Origin of the sequence: Cupriavidus gilardii (assembly GCF_013314895.1) — a bacterium.
GTDB lineage: Bacteria > Pseudomonadota > Gammaproteobacteria > Burkholderiales > Burkholderiaceae > Cupriavidus > Cupriavidus gilardii_C.
Genome location: NZ_JABTYE010000004.1, coordinates 108,329 through 132,191 on the forward strand (window position 1 = coordinate 108,329; position 23,863 = coordinate 132,191).

General features: G+C 69.7%; 6 protein-coding genes. 5 read left to right on the forward strand and 1 reads right to left on the reverse strand.

The annotated features are described in order from the left end of the window. Positions 1-53 precede the first annotated feature (53 nt). Complete coding sequence (locus HTY53_RS05355) at positions 54-1,346, reverse strand: MFS transporter (RefSeq protein ID WP_174105436.1); 1,293 nt, start codon at positions 1,344-1,346, stop codon at positions 54-56. Between the two features lie 743 nt (positions 1,347-2,089). On the opposite strand from HTY53_RS05355, the gene HTY53_RS05360 reads away from it, so the two are divergent. From HTY53_RS05360 to HTY53_RS05380, 5 genes are all read left to right on the forward strand, one after another. After that, positions 2,090-9,685 (forward strand): LWXIA domain-containing protein, encoded by a 7,596-nt coding sequence (locus HTY53_RS05360; protein WP_174105437.1) that lies wholly within the window; start codon positions 2,090-2,092, stop codon positions 9,683-9,685. Positions 9,686-9,863: 178 nt separating this feature from the next. Then, the gene (locus tag HTY53_RS05365; RefSeq protein WP_254599827.1) at positions 9,864-10,463 is read left to right on the forward strand and encodes an SRPBCC family protein; all 600 of its coding nucleotides are present in this window, start codon (positions 9,864-9,866) and stop codon (positions 10,461-10,463) included. A 105-nt stretch (positions 10,464-10,568) separates the two neighbouring features. After that, a complete protein-coding gene (locus tag HTY53_RS05370) occupies positions 10,569-11,534 on the forward strand; it encodes a LysR family transcriptional regulator (RefSeq protein ID WP_174105438.1) in 966 nt (321 codons plus the stop codon). Between the two features lie 174 nt (positions 11,535-11,708). Further along, positions 11,709-12,512: a putative hydro-lyase gene (locus tag HTY53_RS05375; protein ID WP_174105439.1), complete on the forward strand. Its 804-nt coding sequence runs from the start codon at positions 11,709-11,711 to the stop codon at positions 12,510-12,512. Between the two features lie 299 nt (positions 12,513-12,811). After that, complete coding sequence (locus HTY53_RS05380) at positions 12,812-23,845, forward strand: LWXIA domain-containing protein (protein WP_174105440.1); 11,034 nt, start codon at positions 12,812-12,814, stop codon at positions 23,843-23,845. The last annotated feature ends 18 nt before the right edge of the window (positions 23,846-23,863 follow it).

Sequence of the window (23,863 nt, forward strand, 5' to 3'; positions counted from 1 at the left end):
ACTTTCCTTAGACCGTGAAGGGTTATCGGCGCGGACATGCGATCGATTGGCTCTCATGCTTCCAGCGTCTTGCCGCGCGTTTCCGGCAGTGTCAGCGCGGCGACGATCAGCACGCCGTATGCGCCGGCGGCGAACACGCCGATGGTCTGTCCCAGCGGCATGGTCTGGCTGACATGCCCGATCAGGAAGGGGAACAGCGCACCGATGGCGCGGCCCACGTTGTAGCAGAAGCCCTGGCCGGAACCGCGCACGCTGGTCGGGAACAGCTCGGTCAGGAAGGCCCCCATGCCGGCGAAGATGCCGGAGGCGAAGAAGCCCAGCGGGAAACCGAGGATCAGCATCACCGTGTCGTTGACCGGGATCTGCGTGTAGATCAGCGCGATCGCCATCGAGCACAGCGCGAACAGCATGAAATTGCGCTTGCGGCCGATGCGGTCGGTCAGATAGGCGCTGGTGATATAGCCCAGATACGAGCCGACGATCACCATCGCCAGATAGCCGCCGGTGCCGAGCACCGTCAGCCCGCGCTCGGTCTTCAGGAAGGTCGGCAGCCAGGTCGTGATCGCGTAGTACCCGCCTTGCGCGCCGGTGGTCAGCAGCGCGGCACGCAGCGTGATCGACAGCAGCTTCGGCGAGAAGATCGCGGCGAACGAGGTCTTCTGCGCGGAGGCGGCTTCCTTGGCCTTGTGCTCGGCATAGACCTCCGGCTCCTTGACCAGGCGCCGCAGGAAGATCACGAACACCGCCGGCAGCAGGCCGATCAGAAACAGCGCGCGCCAGGCGGTCTCCGGGGGCAACAGGCTGAACACCAGCGCATACAGCAGCGCCGACATGCCCCAGCCCAGCGCCCATCCGGCCTGCACCATGCCGACCGCCTTGCCGCGGTCCTGCGAGCGGATAGCCTCGCCCATCAGCACCGCGCCCGCGGTCCACTCGCCGCCGAAGCCAAAACCCATCAGCGCGCGGGCGATCAGCAGCTGCTCGTAGTTCTGCGCCAGCCCGCACAGGAACGTGAAGAAGGCAAACCAGACGATGGTCAGCTGCAGCGTGCGTACGCGGCCGATGCGGTCGGACAGGATGCCGGCGATCCAGCCGCCGGCCGCCGAGGTCAGCAGCGTGGCGGTACCGATGAAGCCGGCATCGCCGCGCGTGATGCCCCAGGTCGCGATCAGCGTCGGAATCACGAAGCTGAGGAACTGCGTGTCCATCGCGTCGAGCGCGTAGCCGACCTTGCAGCTCCAGAACGTGCGCCGCTCTCCCGGCGTGATATCGCGATACCAGGCAAAGAGGCCGGTCGACGGTCGGCGTTGCTGCTCCTCCTGGATGCTGCCAATCTGCGTTTCCATGCGTTCCTCGTCGTGGTGTCTCGTCGCGGTGCGTCGGTACAGGCTTGATCGGGGCCAAAACACGGGGCTTTATTTGCAGGCGGTTGCAGGCAGGTCGCGTGCAAATCAGGCCATCGCGCTGAAGCGCGCCGGTCGACGATCGTCGTCGCTGTCCTGGTTCCCGCACGCTGGCGGTCGCGATGGCACGGCGGTGTGCCGATGCACGCCTGGAGAGTTGGCGCGCGATCGCGGTGACCCGCGGCGATCCGGATGACGCGCGGCGGTCTGCGGGAACCTGTCATGCATGGATGGATGTCCCCCGGCATTTGCATTCTTCAAATTCGCCGGGCGCCTCGTCCAACTATTTTTTAGCTTGGGTCCTCATAAGAAAAAATTGAGATCACCACTAAATCTCAGTCAATACGCGGGCCCCGGCCAGATCTGGCATTCCCGCGCACCCGGGCGCATATCGGGTTTTCCCCGATGTCGCGTTGTCGCCAACGGCGAGGCGACGCGCCTTGTTCGCCCACCCCATCGAGGGCAACGCGTAAGCATACGGCGCGCCAGTGACCAGCGGGGCAGGGGATGCGCTACGGAGACTCGTAGGGATATCGCTGTGCAGCGCAGCAGCGGCGGCGCTGCGCACCACGAAGCTTCGTCTCGTCACGGGGACTTCATCGACGCGCGGTCTGATGGCGGCGCCCCGGGCCGGGGCGCGCCCGCATCGGCATGGTGCCTCGCCCGGCCTTCCTCGCGAGGTCACGATGAGCTATCCCGCCGATCTGTCCGGTCCCTCGACGGTGCGACCGATCACGGTCCCGCCGCCTCCACCGCCCCCACCGCCGGCACCGTCGGCGCCGCCTCTGCGCGCAGCCGACGCCGAGTCGAACTCGGCCGCCCAGCGCCAGCGCGAACTGGCCGAGCTGCAGGCGCGGCTGCAGCAGATGCGGGAACAGATCGCCGCGATGCTGGAGCGGCTGCGGCAGGCACAGGAGGCCGAGGCCGCCGCACGCGCGCAGGCGCAGGCCGCGCGCGAGGCCGCCGAGCGCTCGCAATCGCGCGACGATATCGCCAAGGCCGAGGCCGCGGAGGCTACCGCGGCAACGCGCAAGGCCGAACTGAACGAGGCCGCGCTCGAGCTGGACGCGCACGACAAGCGGATCGCGCTTGACGAGGCCAAGGCGGAAGCGCTGCGAGAGCCGGGACCGCAGAACCAGGCCAAGGTCGACACGGCGCAGGACGCGTACGACGATGCGCAGCAGCTGCACACGGTCGCCGTCGCCGATGTCGCCGCCAAACGGGCCGATGCGGAGCTGGGCGCCGCCGACCGCGCGGTGACGGCACTGGCCCCGCCGGGCAGCGATCCGACGAAGCTCGATGCGGGCGATCGGCAGGCATTGAACGAAGCGCGAGAAACGGCCGGCACGGCGCGACGGCAAGCGGACAGCGCTGCTGCGGCGCTCGAAACGGAATGGCGCCGCTACGAGCGCGATGCCGCCCAGCGCGAGCTGGCCAGAACCGGGCGCGAACTGGAGCAGGCCGGCGCGGCGCGCGAGGGTGCCCGCACCGAGGGCGATGCCGCGGCGCTGCAGCGCGCCGACGATGCCTACGGCGCGGCGCTGGACGCGTGGTGGGTGGCGGACCGGCAGGCGGTCGCGGCGCAGGCCTCATGGGATGCGCAGGTGGCCGCCAACGACCTCGCCGCCAAGGAGGAGCAGCATCGCGTCGACGAGACGCGCGCCAACCAGTGCCTGGTCGAACCACCCGAGGTCCAGCAGGCCAGGCAGACGCTCGAGCAGCGCAACGCGGCAGCACAGAGCGCGTTGACCGAGGCGCAATCGGCCGCGGACGATCATGCCGCCCGCAAGGCCCTGCGCGAGCGCGCCGGCCAGATCGACACCGCGTACCGCGAGGCACAGACCGGTCTCGAGCAGGCGCGCACGGCCTATGAAGGCGCAGCCAATCCCGAGGCACGCGAGAAAGCGCGCATCGCCTACGCCGACGCCCAGGACCGCATGCAGACGGCCCGCGCCGACCACGACGCGCTGCAAGCCCTGCGCAATTCGCAGCAGGCCGACGCGGCGCTGATCGAAGGACTGCGCGCGCGCGAGAAGGGCGGTGCGGGTGCCCCGGACGACGGCCGCATCGCCACGCTGCGCGAGTCGGCAAGCCAGGCGCGCGCCAACGTGCAGGGGACGGTCGCGAATGCGAGCGGCGACGCGGCGGACATGTTGCGGCAGGGCCGGACCGACGAATGGCGCAAGGACGACGGTGCGGCACAGCGAGCCTTGCCCACGGCCGATGAGGCCGCCGCCAATGCGGCGCAGACGTACGACGCGACGGTGCGGCGGCCCGGGGCGACCCAGCAGGAGATCGACACCGCGCGCCAACGCCGCGACGAAACGCGTCTGGCCCAGGCGGTCGCGCATGGCCGCAGCGACGCGCTGGCCTCCACCGAGGCAAGGCGCGCCGCGGAGGGCGAATACGCGCTGGCGCTCGAAGCCCATCGCACGCACGACTTCTCGGCATCCGCATCCACATCCGCATCCACGCCCACGCAGTCGACGCAGCCGCCCGGCATGTTGCCCGGCACGTTGCCCGGCACGGCCCCCTCGCTGTCGCCTTCGCCGCTGCTGACGCCGAACCTTGGCGAGGCCGCGCGGCCCGCACCATGGACGGTGTTGCCGGACGGCATGAACGCGACGGCGAGCACTGCCACTGGGGACAAGCCGTCGACGACGCCGACTTCGACCGCCGCGCCGCTGCTGGCGCCGCCAGGTTCGCCGCCGGTCGCGGTCAAGGAGAACGGGCGGTGGTATGTCCAGTACCCGGCTCAGCTGTCGGGGCAATATCCTGCGCAGTACGGCAGCTATCCCGCTTCCTCGACGACGCTGTCGATCCCGGGGCAGGGCCCGTCGCGCGTCGAAATGGATCCGGTCACGGCACGCGTCTGGGAAGCGCATTCGCAGCTGCAATCGGCCATCGCGGCGGAGGATACCGCCTGGCGCGACTACGAGACCCTCAACCACGATGCGCAAGCCATTGCGCAGGCACGCCGCGACGGTAATGCCTCCGCCAATGCCAATGGTCCCAATGGCGCCAATGGCGCCAGTGGCGCCAACAACGACGCCGATCCCGAGCTGACCCGCCTCACCGCGCAGGTCGACACCGACCATCGCGCACTGCTGGCCGCGCTGGGCGCCCGGCTGACCGCCGAAGACCGTGCGCGCGACCTCGGTGTGGACGTGGAGAAAGACGAGACCGTCGTCTCCACCGGCGAGGCGCTCGAGGGCGCGCGTGCCACCGCGTCGGCCAGCGCCGCCGAGCTCGAACGCTATCGCAGCGAGCGCGACAGCGGTGCGGCCAGCGATGACGTCGAGCGCCTGCGCAACGAGCACCAGGCATGGAAGCAGGCGCATCCCTATCTGCGCGAACAGGACGCGCCGACCTGGGCCCCGCTGCAGCAGGCGCTCGACAGCGAGGACGCCGCGCGCCAGCAACTGGTGCAGGAGGCCGCCGAAGCCGGCGCCGCGCAGGAAGCCCGCGCGCTGACCGCAACGCTGACACCCGAGCAGCGCGAGGATCCCGCCGCGCTGTACGAGCTGTTCGTGTCCGAGCCGCGCGCGATGGCGCAGGGCGTCATCAACCAGCACTACGTCGACTATGGCGGCCGCCCCTACGAGATGGCCGGCCGCACCCATGCGCGCAATATGGCCGGGCTGGCGCTCGGCATTCCGCCCGAGGTTCAGCTGGCGGGCGACGCCGAGTCGCAGACGGAGACGCTGCGCAAGCAGGACATCTTTGCCGGCATCGACGACGATTACGCCGACATGCTCGACGTGGTGGCCGACCAGCTGATCGAGCAGGGCGGCGAGCATGCGCGCGTGACGCTGCTGCCCGTGGTCTACGCCAGCCGCGAGCGCGGCATCACGCGCACGATGCTGTTCAAGGTCGAGACGGACCAGGGTCCGCGCTTCGTCGACGAGGCCGGACGCGCCTACGACGATCTGAAGGACTACCGCGAAAACAATACGCTGCCGGCCGCCGATGCCGTGCTGGCGATGCCGCGCGACGGCGAGTTCACCGTCGACAGCAAGGGCAATATCGAGCTGGAGATCGGCGACGCGCGCATCGAGAGCGGCTGGGAGAGCTTCCGCCGCAAGACCCATCTGGACACGATCGCAGCCGGCGTCGGCATCGTCGCCGGCGTGGTGCTGGTGGTCGGCTCGGGCGGCGCGCTGGCGCCCGTTGCCATGGCCGCCGCCGGGGCGGCAACCGCCTACGGCGTGGGCACCTCGGCCGCCAGCATCGCCGACCAGATCTCGCATGGCCAGAGCTGGAACCCGGACAAGAACCCGCAGATGCTGATCGACGGGCTCAACATCCTCGCCTCCGCGCTCGGCGTGCGTGCCGGCGTGGCCGGTGTCAGCGCCGCACGCACCGGTCATCGCGCGCTGGTGGCCGAAAGCCGGGGCCTGACCGACGAGGCCAGCCAGCTGACGCTGCGCGCGCAGGCGCTGCAGCAGCAGGCCACCCGCAGCGGGCGCCAGGCCCTTGCCGTCGGTGCCGGCACTTATGGCTATACCGCGCATACCGCCCTGTCGAATTGGGAAAACATGACGCCCGGCGAGCGCGCGACCACGCGCACGCAACTGCTGCTCGGCGGCGTGCAGTTCATGATCAATCCGGTCAGCGGCCGCTGGATCCGCCAGGGCGCCACCGGCGCGCTCGCCGGCACGCGCCATGTCGCGACGGCATGGCGCGGCACCGTGGCCGGCCTGGACCGCGGCGCGCAGGCGCTGTCGACGCTGACGATGCCGCTGCGCAATGCCGTGCAGACGCCGCTGGCGGCGGCGCGCATGCGCCTGGGGCAATGGCAGGACACGCTGGCACAGCGGCTGCCGGCGCTGTCCAGCCTGGCCGGCTTTGCCGGTTCGCTGAGGCGGCAGGGCGCCGATCCCGCCGGCGCGGCACGGGCGCCGGCGACACCGAGCCCGTCGGCAGCCCAGCCTCGCACGGAAACCCCGCCGCACAGCTATCCCGTGGCCCGTACCCGTTGGCGCGCGGTACAGGATCGGCTCAGTCGCGTCGATACGCTGGGCATGCTGAACTGGCTCGACGCCGGGCGCCGCGGCGCGGCGCAGGCGATCGGCAAGCAGCGAGATGCCGAGGCCAAGCTGGTGCGGCTGGCGCGCCAGACCGCGTTCGAGGACGGCCAGGCGTTGCACCGCTGGTTGTCGGGCCCGCTGCGCCAGCAGATGCGCAGCATCGAGTCGCGCGCACAGTCGCAACTGGCCCGGCTGCAACTGGAGAGCGATCCGGCCAGGCAGAACGCGATCGTGCGCGATCTGCGCCGCCTCGACACGGCCGCGCAACGGCTTGCCACCCGCTGGCATCCGCTGCTGGCCATCGGCCTGCGGCAGGAGTTGCGGCGCATCGAGGCCAATCAGCGCGACTTCAAGGGCTCGGGTGACGTGCTGGCACCGCGCACGGAGGCGATCCGCCATCTGCGGGGCGAACTGCAGCAGTGGCGCGCCGCGCTGCCGTCGCGGCAAACCTCGCCGAGCCGCGATGCCGACGCCTTGAGCCAGGCGCAGGCGCTGGCCGCGCGCATCGGCAGTCATCGCGCCGCGCTGACCGACGGCGCGGCATTGGTGTCGAAGACGCTCGACGCGATGCGTGCGAACCGCGACGCGGTGCTCGACTACGTACCGAAGGGAAGCACCAAGCCGGTACGGGCATCGATCGAGGGCGATATCCATGCGGTCGCGCCGCGCCGGTCTGGCGATCCCGCCCCGGCGATGCCGGCGCTGCCGCCGCGATGGCGACGCGCCGTGGCGGCGTCGCTGCGACAACGGTTCCGCATGGGGATGGCCGATGCCGGCACCGGCCTGCTGTGGCTGCAGGCGCGGCGTCTCGGCATGCTGACGCCGCGGGCGTCGCTGCGCCTGGCGCCGCATCGCGGGACGGCAGCGGCCGGCCGTACGCCGGACGGCATGACATGGTCGGCCGTGATGCGATCGGGGCCCGCGCGCCCGCACGCCGACGGCAACAGGGTGTCGCGCAACGGCGCGCTGAATCGTCTCGATGCGGGCCGCGCGATCTTCTACCAGGAGCGGGCCAGCGCATTGGCGGCGAAGGCGGCAGCCGCGGGCAACACCAAGTCCAAGCTGGCGGCATGGCAGGCCTTCGTCGATGCCGTGGCCGCGCATTCGCCCGCCGTCGCCCGGCGCCTTGCCGCGGCGGGCGGCGTGCGCGAGCGCTACCAGGGCGGCGAGGCCGGGACCGTGCGCCGCTGGCAGGGCTTCGTGCCCGGTCGTGCCGAGGCAAGGGGCAGCGATTCGGCGCGCGAGGTCCGGCGTGCCTATGCCGAGCTGCTGCTCGCCGCGGCGCGGGTGCGCAAGCGCGATACGCGGCGCGCCGCGGCCGCCAGCCTGCGGGCCTGGCGACAGGCGCTGCGGAGCGCCAACGATGCCGCGCGGGTGACCGACGCCCTGTCGGCACGCTTGGCGGCGGCCGCGCCCGGCACGGCCACCCATCGCGCGCTGACGCGCCAGCACGCGCTCGCGGCGCAGGCGCAGAGGCTCGCGGAAACCAACGCCGAGCGCGCGGGGCGCGCGGTGTTCGGTGAGGGTGGTCTGACGCCGAGGGCAGGGACGGCACAGCGCGGTCGTGGGACTCAACCGCCGGCCGACGGCGCGCTGGCGGCGCTGCGCGACACGCATCCCGCGGCATGGCGCCGGGTACTGGAGCGTGCGGCACGTCAGATGGAGCGGCTCGCGCAGCAGGGCGGTGCCGACTCGCCGTGGCAGGCGCAGGCCGTGCAGCTGCGCGATCTGGCCCGACAGGCCGCCGCCGATCCGCGCCTGACCCGTGTTGGCGAGGGCGTGGCGGCGATGCGCCAATGGCGGCGCGCCGAATGGCAGCGGGCGGACGCCCGCATTGCCGAGCAGCAGGCCACGCAGGCGTGGCGGCGCGCGCAGCGGGCCAATGCCGGCCGGCGGGGCGACCTCACGGACCTGCGTGCAACGATGCGTCAGGCCGCCGCGCGCCATCGCGATGCCAGGCGCGAAGCGCTGGAGGCCAGGCGTGCGGTGTTCCGCCCCGGCACGGGCGCGATCGACCGGCTGGCGGTCGCCAATCCGCGCGCCACGGAGAGCTTGCTGGCCTGGGCGCAGCGCCAGCAGCGTGCCGATGCGCGCCTGGGCACGGTGTCGCTGGGACCGGTTCGGCAGCGGCTGGAGCGCACCGCGCCCACCGCGCTGCAGGGCGGCCTTGCCAACGCCAGCGGCGACAGCTCGCTGACGTTCGCGCAGGTCCGCCGCGGCCTGCAGCGCGGCGCGCGCGCGGCGGCGCTGGCCCATGGCGCCTACGCGGCCGCGACGGGCCAGGTCGACGTCTCGCGCGATCCGCGCGAGCTGCGCAAGTACAACCTGCCGGACACCACGCGTATCGACGGCTGGCAGATCACCTTCCGCTCGCGCGATGGGCTGAACTCGATGACGCTGTGGCTCAATATCGGCGGCATCAAGTCGCTGTGGGTCGGCGGCAGCACCACGCCGTTCGCGTTCTCGCGCGATGGCAAGACGACCGTCGGCACGCGCGACGGCGTCAATATCCTCGAGGGCGGCGTCGCGTATCGCTTCGGCTTGCCATGGCTGTCGAAGATGGGCATGGCCAGCCTGCGCGTCGGCCACGTCAAGCACAACATCCTGCGCACCAACTTCGCCAACGGCAGGCTGACCGACGTGGATGGACAGGCAACGTGGTCGTGGCCGGTCACGCCGGTGCTGATGGATGCGACCAATATCGGCCCGCTGCGCTTCTACGGTTCCAATACCGCCAACCGCCTGCAGATCGGCCAGTACGGCAGCAAGGTCGGCCCGGCGCAGCTGTGGTACCTGAAGGGACCGGACCTGTCGAAGTCGCGTGTCAGCGAGATCGATGCGATCACGTTGAACAAGGAGTTCCAGTGGCCGGACCTGTTCGGGTCGTCCGGCCGCAATCGTGCGGCGCCGGCCGATACCGCGCGCGGCACCGCGCCGCTGCTGGCCGAGCGGCAGGCAGCGGTGGCGACGACGGTGGCGCCGCATCGCAACCTGTCGCGGCGCGCCGCCGAGGTTCTGGCCGGCTATCACCAGGTGGCGCCAGGCGACACGCTATGGGACATCGCGGGAAGCCATCGAGATACGCTGTTGGTCCGGGACGGTGAAGCCCTGGCCGCGCCGCTCGGTGAAAACGGGCAGACCGCGCGGGCGCTGGACCACCTGCTGCAGCTCAACGCCTCGATCGGGGACCCCGACCGCATCGTGCCCGGCTGGCTGGTCGATATCGCCCCCACCGGGCAGGGGCAGGCTTGATGGGTTCAGGCATTGCCGATCCTACGAAGCTTCGGTGATGGCAACGGGCGCCGGCCGCGGTACGCTACGCCATCTTCGAGCCCGCCAGCGATGGTGGGCTCTTCGCGCGTATGAACACGTGTTCGCGCGTCTCACCACGACTACCACCATTCCTCCGACGACCGATCCTACCGCCAGCATGCCTGCCCCCCATTCCACTCCCGTCATTCCGCGGCGCCGCCCTCGCGGCGCGCTGCCGGTGGCCTTCGCCACGCTGATCTCGGCGTCGGCGACCGCCTATGCGCAACTGGTCCCGGTCGAGCGCTCGATCCTGATTTACCGCATGCCCGAGCAGGTATGGGCGCAGGTGGGCGACTATTGCGCGATTGCCAAGTGGGACACCGCGCTGCGCTCGTGCAGCGTGGTGCTGGGCGACGGCTCGCCCGGTACCGTCCGCCGTGCCGAGCGCAAGAACGGCGGGCCGCCGGTGGTTGACGTGCTGGTCGACCGCGGTCCGTACTCCTACGTCTACCGCAAGCTGTCGAACCATACGCGCGGGCGACTGCAGGTAAGTCCCGGTCCCGATGCGGGCACCGCCGTGGTAACGTGGCAGATGTGGCTCGACCCGCTGTCCGTGCCCGCCGGTCCGCGCGCGGAGTATCCGCAGGCGCTGGGCAACGAAATGCAGGCCGCGCTCGGCCGCATCAAGGTGCTGGCCGAACAGCCGGTCGACAAGGCGCCGGTCTATCCGGTGCGCGAATCCGCCGACGCGGCGCGTCCGTCGACGCAGGGAAGTTGAGCGACACGGCTGCGGTGCGTGGGCAGGGCGCCGCGCGGTGCGCGATGCCGGTGTTGTTCGCTCGCGCCAGCCGCATCGTCATTTCCGTGTCCAACCCCTGTCGACATGAACCTGCGCTTTCTCGAGACGTTCGTCTGGGTCGCCCGTTTGCGAAGCTTTCGGCTGACCGCGGAAAAACTGTTCACCACCCAGGCCTCGATTTCCAGCCGCATCGCCGTGCTGGAGGAAGACCTCGGGGTCAAGCTGTTCCTGCGCGACTCGCGCGGCGTATCGCTGACCCCGCAAGGCCAGCAGGTGCTCGAGTACGCCGAGCGCATGGTCAACACGATGCACCGGCTGCGGCAGTCGATCGATTCCACGCGCGTCAGCGAAGGGCGCCTTCGCATCGGCGCGATGGACTCGGTGATCCATACCTGGCTGTCGTCGGTGGTCCGCCGCGTGATGGAAGCCTACCCGGCGCTGGAAATCGAGCTGACCGCCGATGCAGCGCTCAATCTGTGCGATCAGCTGCAGAAGGGCTATCTCGACATCATTTTCCAGACCGATCTGCTGCGCGTGGAGACGGTGCGCAATATCGAATTGGCCAAGTACCCGATCCGCTGGATCGTCGCCAAGGGATCGGCCTATGACCGGCCGTATCGCTCGCTGGACGACCTTGCCGGCGAGCGCGTCATCACCTTCGTCAAGAACTCGCGCCCGCATCAGGACATCCTCAGCCTGTTCCACCTGAACGGTGTGCCATCGCCTCGCATCAGCTGCGTCAATTCGGTCGCAGCGATGACGCGGCTGATCGGCGAGGGCTTCGGCATCGGCGCGGTGCCGCCGGTGCTGGTGCGCCGCGAGCTGGAGGACGGCACGCTGACGATCGTCGATATCGACAGTCATCCGCCGTCGCTCGACATCGTCGCCTCGTGGCGCACCGGTGCGGGGCTCGAGCTGTCGGAGGCGGTGATCGCACTGACGGTCGGCGTGGTGGCCGCGTTCTGCGCGGAAGCGGGCGAGGACAAGGCGATGCTGATTGCCAATGCCGCCGCGCAGAACAGCGGCGGCGAGACCGCCAGCGACGCCTGAAAGCACGCGCCGGTCCTCTCCGAAGGCAAGTCCGGCTTGCCTTTGTCATCGAAAAGCCTTATCGCGCTGCATCCAAAAGTTTTGTTGGACAGCGCATTGGCGCGGCGTCCAGAATCGTTGCACACCTCGCGAAAAGCGCGCATCGCGCGCGTGCACGACTCCACGCCGACGACCATGAACCTGCCCCTTCAGCAAGCCAACGGACTGTTACCCGAAGACCCCACCGCACTGCGCGCCCTGATCCGCTCGGGCCGTTATCGCGGCCATACCAGCGGACTGGCGAGAGGCTACGTCCAGGCCAATATCGTCATCCTGTCGCGCGACTGGGCCTATGACTTCCTGCAGTTCTGCGCGCTGAACCGCAAGGCCTGCCCGCTGATCGACGTCACCGAGCCGGGCGATCCGGTCTTTCGCAATCTCGGCGTCGACGTCGACATCCGCACCGACGTGCCGCTGTACCGCGTGTATCGAAACGGCACCGACTACCAGGAGACCACCGACATCTCCTCGCTGTGGCGCGACGATTTCGTCGCGTTCGCGATCGGCTGCTCGTTTTCGTTCGAGCATGCGCTGATCGCCGCCAACGTTCCGCTCAAGCACATCAATCTCGGCCGCAACGTGGCGATGTTCCGCACCTCGATCGAAACGCGGCCGGCGGGACGGCTCTCCGGCAAGCTGGTGGTGTCGATGCGTCCGCTGAAGGCCGCCGATGCGATCCTCGCCACCGAGATCACGGCACGCTATCCGGACGTGCACGGCGCACCGGTCCATATCGGCGATCCGCGGCTGATCGGCATCGAGGATATCGAGGCGCCGGACTACGGCGACGCGGTGCCGGTCGACGAGGACGAGATCCCGGTGTTCTGGGCCTGCGGCGTGACGCCCCAGGCCGTCATCCGCGAAGCCCGGCCGGAAATCTGCATCACGCATGCGCCAGGCTGCATGCTGGTCACCGATCTCGACAACAACCGGCTGTAGACGAACGCCATGACGGGGCGATGACAGCGAAGACGGTCATTGCCCCTGGTCGCGACGCATGGCGGCCCTCGACTACGTATTCGCGTAGTTCCATGCCCTCCCGGTGGCCCGCCGAACCTTCGGCCTACGATTCTCCCTAGTTGGTATCGCGCCACACCGGGCAGACAATGGCCTGTCACGCTGGCCGCAATCCGTCCAGTCGATGCCCGCCACACGGCCGCAGGCCCTGCCGGGCTTCGCTGTCCGCGTGCCCGCCTCAACGCTGTTCGCATCGCCCCGTTCCTCAGGAGAAGAGCGTCATGCTGGATTTCAAGGACTTGATGCAAGCCCGCGAAGCGATTCTTGCCGCGGCCCGTGCCGCCGCCGAAGCGGCGGCGCGCGCGGCCGCCGAGGAGGCGAGGCGCGCGCAGGCACGCGAGGCCGAACGGCAGCGGCAGGCACAGGAAGCGGAAACGGCCCGGCGCAACGAACAGAACAACCAGGCCCAGCAGGCGCAACAGGCAAACCAGGCGCAGCAGGCAAACCAGGCCAATCAGACGCAGCAGGCCGATCAGAAGCAGCAGCCGGACCGCGCGGCGAACAATCAGCCCGTCGTCACGCCGGCGCTCTACACCCCGCAAACGCAACCTGCCGGCGTGGTGCAGGTCAAGGGTCCAGGCGGCGACAAGCCGGCCACCGATCCCGCGCAGCAGGCGCGCGACAAGGAGCAGAACGAGGCGAAGGAACATACCGACCGCTGGCACAAGGACGCGAAGCGCGCCTACGACGACAGCGAGACCAGGCGCAACGCCGGCACCATGACCGATGCGGACTGGCAGCCGATCGAGCAGAAATACGGCATGGTGATGGCGGGCGCGCAGAACGAGTTGCGGGTGGCCGCGAATCAGGCCGCGGCGACTGGCGGCGATACCAGGGCGATCACCGCCGCGGTCGACGCCAAGGCGAAGGAGATCCGCGAGCGTTACAACGATCCGGTGCTCGACCAGAACATTGGCCAGATCAAGGACGGCTTTCTGAAGGCCGAGCCGACCCAGCAGGCGCGCGACACACAAGGGGCGCGCTTTGAACTCGGGCTCGCCGAGGACCGGCTGGATCAGGCCGAGGCCAGGTTGGAGCGGGAAGAGAAGGCGCTGGCCGAGATTCCAATGGGCATCCGCCGTGCCGATCCCGAAAGCGGCCAGGCGGTCAGCGACGCGCGCGCGGCCGTACAGCAGGCCCAGCAGACTCGCGACAAGGCCGAGGAGACCTATCTTGGCACGATGCGCGTCGAGATCGATACGCTCGCGGCGCAGCTGTACAAAACGGATGCCGACAAAGGGCTGGCGAGCATCCGCAACCAGCCGCACGATCGCACGATCTCGATGGCCGATCGCGGCTACGACCTGACCCAGGCGCAGAACCGTGTCGACGACGCGCAGGCGCAGCTCGACGCGCTGAAGGCCGGTGATGGCGTCAAGGTGCCCGACAGCTACCGGCAGCAGGCCGTCAAGGAATTGCAGGAGCGCTACGGCAACGACCAGGGCATGCGCGCGGTGATCGAAACCGCCAACATGCAGGGCCAGATCGCCGGCGAGCTGGAGCACCTGACGCCGGAGACCGACTTCGAGCGCGATCTGGCGCAGACCGATCCGACCACGCTGGCGATGGCACAGGTCCAGGGGCTGACGCTCGATCCGAAGGCGAAAATGGATCCGAACTCGGCGACGCCACGCGATCTGACGCAGCAGGAGCGGGACCTGATGGAGTTCAACCCCGCGGCCTATGTCATGTACAAGTCGCTGGGGGCGGATGACCTGATCCCTGCCGAGAATGCGCCCGGCAACGATCCGGTGCAGCGGGCATACGACGCCGGCATCAAGGAGCACGGCAGCCTGATGATGTACGCCTTTGCCGAAACGCAGGCACGCGCGCAGGGCGGCGATGGCATCAGCAAGGAAGACAGCGCTGCCGCTGCCGCGGGTTTGCAACGCATGCTGTCGCTGATGAGGGGCGCGACTCCGATACGCGAAGGCTATCTGCAGGACAACCTGAGCCAGAAGCTCGATGCGGGCGATTTCGTCGGTGCGCTGAAGCTGCGCCAGGGCGCGGCCAATGCCGCGCAGACTGAGCAGGAGCGCGAGCGTTATCTCGCCGTGGACGGCGAGCGCTTCGGCAGCGACGCCTTCCGCGCGCAGATCGAGGCGTCGATGCGCAAGGATCTCGAAGGCAAGACGCACGACGACGACTACAAGCCGATCCTGGGCCAGGAAACCATGTACGCCGACCGGGTCGGCCAGTACATGCAGCAGGTCGCGCCCTATCTGACCGAAGAAGACGCCACCACGTTGCTCGATACGGTCAGGAGCGAATACAGCAACGACTGGACCGGGCGCAATGTCGCGCCGGCCGGCGGCAGCTACAACGACTGGGACGACTTCTACCATGGGCTGGCCGCGGTGGTCGATGCCGCTGACGCTGGCTACTACGCGCGCAATCCAGGCTCCGAGCTCGGTACCGGTCCAGCCGCGACCGCCACCGCCAGCTGGCTCGCCAACGAGGACAACGACGTCTTTACGATGGTGATGCAGAACCAGATGGGCGCCACGCAGGGGCGCATCTATGGCGGCGCGCAGGATGCCGCGGCGCAGGGGCACACCAGCCTGTCGCTGGCCTTCGCCAGGGAGCTGAAGGACCACGACCGCGCGCCTTCGATGGCCGACTACGACCTGACCCGCGCGATGGACCGCGGCTACGAGAAGTACAGCGGCAGCCAGAAGGCTCAGGAGGACCAGCGGCGCTTCGAACTGGACAAGGACGAGATCCTGCAGGGCACCTTCGATGCGCTGGCGCTGCGCAAGGACGAGCTGACCGTGAAGGCGGGCGACGACAAGGCGATCGACAATGCGATCGCGCTGGCCGCGCCCAACGCCGATCCGAAGCTGATCAAGGAACAGCTGGCCGAAGATGCGCCGGACGGTGCCACCATCAAGGTCATTCCGATGTACGTGACCGGCCCGGGCATGTCGCCTTACCAGAGCGCGGTGTTCGAATTCGTCGGCAAGGACGGCAAGACGCTGTGGGTCGACGACCAGGGCGCGGTCTATGGCAAGGGCGATCAGCCGGCCGAGCGCGACTTCCAGGAAAACAACGATCTGCACGACAAGGGCACCGTCTATCTGGCGAGAGACCTGAGCCTTGGCGCGGACGGCCATGCGCAATTCGACGACATCGACGCCCATATCGTCACGGACGGCGAGAAATTCCGCGCGTGGCTCGATATCGGGGTGACGGCGCTGGGCGCCATCGGCGGGGTCGGGGTGATGCTGGCCACCGGCGGCGCCGCGACACCGCTGGTCGCGGTTGCCTGGAGCGGCATGCTCGGCTCGATGGGATACGGGCTGGCCGTCACGGCGGTCGATGCCCGCAACATGGCCGACCACGGCCGCTCGCTCAATCCGCTCGACAACTCGCGCGCCTTCTCGCTGTGGGCCAACGCCTTCGGCTCGGTCGCCGGGATCGGCGGCCTCGGCCTCGGCAAGGGCGCATCGCTCGCCATGCGAGCGTCCGGGGCCTTGGCCAACCGCTCCACAGCGCTGGCCAACCGGGCAACGGCGCTGTCGGACCGAGCAGCCACGCTGGCCGCCAATGCCAACCCGCTCGCGGCGAACGTCGCCGCGCAGGCTGCGAAGACAGCGCGGGCGGCCACGATGGCGCAGTCGGCCTCGCGCACGCTGGCCGGCACGGCCAATCGCATGGCGGTCGGCGGCACTGTGCTCAACCTTGGCGCGTTCGGTACAGGCGGCGTTCTGACGACGCAGCAGGCGGTCACCTTCGTCCAGCACGGCGACCAGATGTCGCTGACCGAGAAGCTGCAGAACGGCGCGATGCTGCTGATGGGCATGACGCAGATGATGCCGGCCGGTATCCAGATGCGCAGCGCGCGGGCGGTGCACGACGCGACCATGCGCGTGCTCGGCCGGTCCCCACGGGCGGAGGCAGCGGCGCAGGCATTGGCCCTGCAGACGGCAGTGCAGGCGGGCGAGGGTCTGGCAAACGGCCGCGATGGCAGCGATGCGCCGGTGCGGGTGCGGCCTGGCAACGACGGCACCGCGCGCGGACGCCAGCCGGCGGATACGGCCGCGGCGCAGCGTGCGGGCGGCGAGGAGGCGGGCCATCACTCGGGGACTTCCGGCCGGCCGACCGTGGCGCACGGACAGGATGGGGAAGCCAGCGGCACGCCGGCGCGCACGACGACAGCGCCCTCGGCCGAACCCGCCGGCCGCGCCGCCGCCACGGCGAATGCCGCCGATGGCGCCGGTACGCGCAGCTACACCCCGCAGAAGCTGGGCACCTGGCAATCGGTCAAACTGGCCAGCCGGCTGACCTTCGACGCCGCGGTGGCCCAGGGTGCAAGGCTGCAGGACGGCGTAGTCAATCGCATGATGGATCGCGCAATGCAGCAGGCCGTCACCAAATACATGCGCGAGGCCGGCGAACGCAGCCGGCACGGCGAGGCGCCGCCGGCGGCCAGCCGGACCAGCGCGAGCGGCCGCAGCCGCCGCCGCGCCGATGCACGCGCCGATGCACGCGTCGATACGCGCGGCGATGCCCGGCATGACATCCGCAGCGCCGTGTTCGCACATGGCGGCGGCCGCGGTGCGGCCCTGCTGGAGGCTGCGCGCGCGGAGCCGTCGATCGTGCTGCAGAACGCCATCTCCCCGCTCGACCGCGTGGCGGGCATGGACGGCCGCGCGATGTCGCTGTCGGTGCCCTATGGCGCCGAGCTGGCGGCACGGGCGCTGCAGAGTGTCGAGACGGTACTGATCGCCACGTCGCCCGCCACGCTGCACGGCGGCGCCGACACGCACGGTCCGCTCGGCGCGGTATCGCTCGGCGCCTATCTGAGCGCGCTGGGCAAGGAGGTGGTCTACGTCACCGACCCCGCGCACGAGGCGCTGCTGGCCGATCTGTTGCAAGGGGAGCTGGGCGTCGCCGATGCCCGCATCGAGACCTTCACGGCCACCGACTCGACCCGGGCCGCGCAGCAGGCGCAGGCGCTACTGGCCAAGTACCGGACCCAGGCCGTAGTGGCGGTCGAAGTGGCAGGCCGCAACCGTGTCGGCGAATACCGGCTGGCCAACGGCGAGCGCCTGGAGGGCGCGCCGATGGTGGATCAGCTGATGGTCGAGGCGAACGCGAAGGACCTGGTCACCGTCGCGATCGGCGCGGACAGCCACACCGCGGGCATGCGCTCGGCGCTGGAGCGCGCGATGACGGCGCTGCATGTCGAGCCGGCCGATATCGACCAGTGGTCGGCGATCGGCGCGAGCCATCCCGTGGTGGGCATGAACGCCAACCTGACGGCGCAGGCGGTCGGTTTCGCGCTGAAACGCGCCACCGGCAGCCAGCACGAGATGCCATCCACCGCGCGCGTCGGCGCGATGATCGACCGCATGGCAGCGCTGTATGCCTATGACAGCGTCACGCTCGAGCGCGGCGCCACCAGCATGCGCGGTCTGGACAAGCGCAGCTATCTCGGCGTCTACGAGCTGCTGCAGGCGCAGGCCAGGCAGCTGCCGGAAGGGCTGGATCTGGCGCAGATGCTCGACGGCGTGCAGCGCCGTTTCCTGCCGCAGGGCGTCGACCCCGAACCGTTCGGCATCCGGGTGATGAACGACATCATCGAAGTCGCGGTGTTCGATTCCAGCAATGGCGGCATCCTGGCCGGCAGCAATATCGCCCGGCACATCTTCGCCATGACCGGCAAGCGCGTGCAGGTGGTGGCGTATGGCGACCATGCCGCAGGTACTTATGGCGGGCGCGCCCGCGACGACCTGATCCGTCGCGTCAACGACGGCCTGCATGCCATGCATCGACAGCAGGCCGACGCCAACGCGCTGGGCTGCAACACGGCCTGCATCACCTATCCCGAGGGCTGGGCCGGGTTGGACGAGCGCGACTTCATCAATCTGATCCACACCACGGCGCGCGCGATGGCGCAGGACGGCGGCCAGCATATCGCGGTGGTGGCCACGCCGGGCACCGTCAAGGACCACGCCTACCGCGACGCGGTCGGTGCGCTGCGGACCGGGCAGGACGTGCTGGAGATCGATGCCGTCGAATGGGCCGGCGCAGTCAACGCGCTGCAGCATCTGGCCAAGGACGGCCCCGAACTGGCAGCGATCCAGGCGCTCGTCGCCAAGTACATCAACGCCGATCGCATTCCGCCCGAGACGGATTCGCTGTGGCTGTGCTGCACCCACTATCCGGCGCTGGCCAAGCTGATCCGGGAGCAGCTCGACGCCAGCGGCCGAGGCCACGTCAAGCTGATCGACCCGATGCAGTACCAGGCCAAGGCATTGGTCGACCGTCTGCTCGAGCGGGGTGTGCTCAAGCAGGAAGACTTGCTGCCCGAGCCGATTCCGTTCGAGGACGTACGGGTCGAGGACATGCTGCCGCTGCTGACGGTGACCACCGGCCGCGCCGGTGAAGTGGTGCGGCTGGCCCAGGGCATGACTCAGGACCCCCGCGCGCGGGCATTCAGCGTGCCGGAATTCAGCCCGCAGACGGACCCTGGGCAGGTGCGCGGCATCCTCGATGCGAACCGCATGCCCGATCCGATCGACGCCGTGGTGACTTCGTACACCGGCCGCAATGTCGATCGCTTCGCGATCCCGCAGAGCGCACGGCGTGCCGCTGCCTCGCTGGCCGATGCCGAGCACGTGATGCTGCTGACGGGCTTTTCGGTGGCCGAAGGCATGCCCGAGACCGATGGCCCGCCCGGAACGGCGGCGCTCGGTGCGATGCTGCGAGCGGCGGGCAAGCGTGTGACCTATGTCGTCGACTCGGCCAACCGGCCGGTGCTCGAAGCCGTGCTGGCCGACATGGGCGAGCCGATCGATACGATCCATGTGTTCGACCTGCCGATCGATGGCGCCAACCCGATGGCCCGCGCGCTGCTCGAGGAACTGCAGCCCGACCGCGTGATGGCGGCCGAATTGCCGGGCCGCACGGCGGCCGGCACCAAGCACAACATGCGCGGTGTGCGCATCGATGGCTTCAACCCCGCGGTCGACGAACTGCTGGTGGCGGCGAACGACATGCGCATCACCACGCTCGGTATCGGCGACGGCGGCAACGAAGCCGGCATGGGCAATGTCTTCAAGTTCATCCAGCCGGCACCGGATGGCAGCGAGATCGCGTCGCGAGTCCGCGCGGACTATCTGGTCACGGCCAGCGTGTCGAACTGGGGCGCTTATGCCGTCGGCGCGGAGGTCTTGCGTCTGACCGGCAATGCGCATCGGATGCCGACCGAGGATCAGATCCTGTCCGGCATCGAAGCCGCAATGCGCGCGGGGGCGGTGGACGGCGTATCGCGCGAACTGCAGCCCACCGTCGACGGCTTCGAGCCGGAAGTCCACGCGGCCGTGTACCGCTTCCTGCGGCACTGGGCCGGCGCCGATGCGGTAACCGGGCCCGGCGCGCCGGTGCCCGCGCTGATGGGCACGGCAATGCCGCGCCGCCAGCCGCGTTCGGTGCTGGAAGACCTGTTCGCGCACGGGCTGCGGCGTCCATTCCATGGCGCCGATTCTGGTACCGATCGGGGCGGGCAGGGCAACGGCGGGGCACGCCATGTGCCCGCGATCGTCGATCGCAGCTGGTCGCTGCGCGATGGCGTGCCGGGCAACGAGGCGATCGCCACGGTGATCGACAGCGTGCACGCCACCGGCGGCCGGCTGGCGGACGTCAAGTATGTGGCGGTGCGCGACGGCGAGTCGGCCAATGGCAAGCTGAAGGTGATCGGCGTGTTCGATTCGCCGCGGCAGGCCGCGGCGCAGCTCGACCGGCAGGCGGCGGTCGGCGTCAAGGTGCGGCTGCAGGTCGTGCCCGCGGCGCAGTACCGGCCCGGCCACGTGCCGGCCGCCGACGATGCGATCGGCACGGTGCCGCTGTCGCGGCGCGAAGGCAGCACGGTGCCGGGCGAGATCGCGCTGAACCGCGCCTACGAAGGCGATATCCGCGTGGCGCTGCCGGAAGGCTTTGTCGAAGGCTTGCCGCTGGTGCGCAACCAGGCCGGTGAACGGATCGATGTGCTGCAACAACTCGGGCATTTCCCGCGGGCGAGGGCGCACCTCGATCTGGCCGCCGAGGCGGGCTACGTCACCTTCGACAACCGCGCGATGCCGATCTCGGTGCCGCAGGTGCCCGGCTACTTCACGGTGCGGGCCGAGGGCGCGTACCAGGGCGTGCGCATGGACATGGACGGCAGCGGTCGTCCCGACTACGACGCGGCCGCGCTGGCCGACCGGATCCGCTCGCACCCGGACTATCGCGAAGGCATGCCGGTGCTGATCTACGATTGCTTCGGCATGGACGGCCCGCTGCCGCTGGCGCAGCAACTGGCCACCGCGCTCGACGCCCGTGTCTACGCGCCGGACGGCAAGTGGGAGATCCGCGGCTGGCATGACGGCGGCGATACCGTCTTCGGCGGCGCGATGCGCGTCGATGCTGGCCCGGAAGCGATGGCGCAGTCGGACGCGCCGGTGCACAGCCAGGGCGGACGCTTCTACGGCGCCATGCCGGCGCTGCCGATCGTCGGCGTCACCGAAGGCGGACGGGCGTTGCCCGACAGCGCCTTCGCGATGCCACGCGGCGACGCGCCGACGCCGGCGGCCCCCCGCGACACCAACCACGTCAACGTTGCCGATCCGGCCGCCTGGCGTGCAGCGTCGCCGCGCTATGCCGATGCGACCTTCGGCGCGTCGCCGCTGAAGCTCAGGGTGCCGGACGACTACAACGTCGTGTTGGGGCGCTTCGACCGCGAGCGTGGCTTGCTCGACGACGAGGGCGAAGCGGTCGGCGCGCACCGGCTCGCGCTGGAACTCGCCGACGCAGGCAAGAAGAACGGTCCTATCGTGCTGGCGCTCGATGGCGGCAGCCAGCATGCACGGCACGCCTTCGCGCAGCGCGTGGCCGACGTGATGGGCGTCGACGTGATGCTGCCCGGGGCCGGCTTCAAGCTCGACAGGCTGGATCGCACCGCCACGCGAACCGCCGCCGACAACGCAGGCGGCCCGCCCAAACCAATACTGAAGCTCGATCAGCAAGGCGTCGCCTGGCAACCGCTGCATCCGCAACCGTATCGCCATGCCAACCGTACCTTCGCGGTCGACGGCGTGGATGCGGTGCGCATGGTGCGCGACGACGGGCAGCAGACGTCGGTCGACCTGGTCGACTATCTGGGCCCTCGGCTCGGTTCAGGCGCCGTCAAGACGGTATTCGCGCTGGGCAACAGCCATGCAGTCGCGCTGGGCAACGACAGCATGATCGCGCCGTTCCCGATGAGCGCGGAGCGCGAGGCCATGGCGCAAGTCGAGGCGATGGGCATGCCGACGCTGCGCATCCATGGCGGCGAGGGCGATACGGTGCTCGGCCATCCGGCCATCGTCTATGAGCGGTATCTCGCCGGCAGCGCCGAACTGCTCGACGGCAACGGCAATCTGCTGCCGCAATTCGCGGCGTGGATGAACGCGCGCACGCTGCGCGATCTCGATGCGATCGAACAGGGCATCGAGAACGGCGCGGACGGCCGCGGCCTGCTGCTGCAGGACGTCGAGTTCGCCTTCTTCGCCGATGGCAGCGTCAAGATCGCCGACGTGATGTCGGTGGAGCCAGGCGGCAGCCTCGCCGCACATGGACAGGCCGTGGTGACGGTGCTGGCGAAGATGCGCGAGGCCGCGCGGGCCAACGTCGCCCGTGTGTCGACCGATCCGGAGGGAACGGTGCGCTCGGCCACGTTCCGGCATGGCGGCGAGTCGGAGCCTGAGGGGGCGGCATCGCCTGAGCCCGGCGAGTCGAACAAGCCGACCCCGGTCAACCCGCAGCCGGCATCGTCTTCACCTCCGCCAACGCCCCGGCCGTGGAAGCTGCGCGCCACGGTCGCGGCATCGGTCGGCGGCGCCTTCGCCACCGCGGCCGCCGCCATGCCTGCCATGCCGATGCCCGGTACCGCCGCCTCCGTGGTGGTGGCGGGCTCCTGCTTCATCTATCGCGGCGGCGTGGCGGCAGGGCGGACAGCTTTCGCCAATCGCGTGATCCGCCGCACCGATCGGCAGACGCCTGCCGATATCGCGTGGCTGAGGAAGGTACTGACCACCGACCGTGCCGCGATATGGGGCATTCACAAGACCAAGCGCGAAGAATTCAAAGGGGCGATCGACAAGCTCGATGCCCACGTCAATGGGCACCCGGACAAGCCCACCGCGGAAGAGGTCGCCGCCGCCGTCCAGACGCTGAAGGCGGTCGGCGCAGCGCTGCTGACGCCGAAGACCGTTGCCGGCCGAATCAATGACGGCCTGCAGATCGGCACGCTGGCGATCAACAACGCCACCACCGCGACCTGGTTCATGCATCACGGCGTGGACCTGGGCAATGTCGCGACCTACAGCAATACCGCCTTCCTCGCGGCAAACGGCGTGCTGGCCAGCTTCAATATTGCCAACCGCATCGGCCATCACGCAAAGGTCGCGCTGCCGCCGCTGGGCGCGGCGCATACGCGCAAGTTCGTGATGAGCATGTACGCGGCCGGTGCGATCCCGTTGGCGGTGACCGACGTGATGACGTACGGCGGCGTGGCCGGCGGCCTGGGGGCGGCCAGCCTGGCGACCTTCGGCGTCGGCGCCTTCCTGCAGTCGCGCGTCGAGCGCACCATCGCGAACCGTGAGTTCAACAAGGTGGCCGCGGCCAGGGGCGGCGACATCCAGCTCAAGCCGGACCAGTCGCTACTGCCGCGCAAATGGGAGTTCTTCGGCCGCGCGATGCCGTATGGCCTGGTGCTGCTGGGTGGCGGCGTGATCGTCAACTTCGGCATGAAGATACTGCTCGAGACCTTGGGCAGCGACGAGGACGACGAGCCGGTCAAGCCGCCATCGCCGTCCTCGACGCCGTCGGTCCCGTCGACGCAGGATCCGTCGCCGACGCAGCCGGCCCCGACGCAACCACCACGCTCGGAAACGCCGACCGAGGAGCCCAGGCCGCCGACCACCGAGCCGCCGCAACCGCCCAAGCCGCAGCCTGAGCCCCCGCAACAGCCCCGGCCGCGCAACGGTCGTGTGGTCGTGCAGCCGTACGGCGAAGGCGTCGAGACCTCGACGCTGTGGGGCATCGCGGCGACCAACCTCGATACGCTGTTGTCCGACGGGCAGAAGCACGAGGCCGATGCGCACGATTTGACCGCGGACCAGCAGGTCGCCGCCTACGCACTGCGCGAGCTGATCAACCTGAATCCGCAGTACAACCTCGCGGAGAACCCCGACCATGTCGAGCCGGGGTGGGTGCTGGACGTGACACGGTAAGGACCGCGGCCCGGTTCG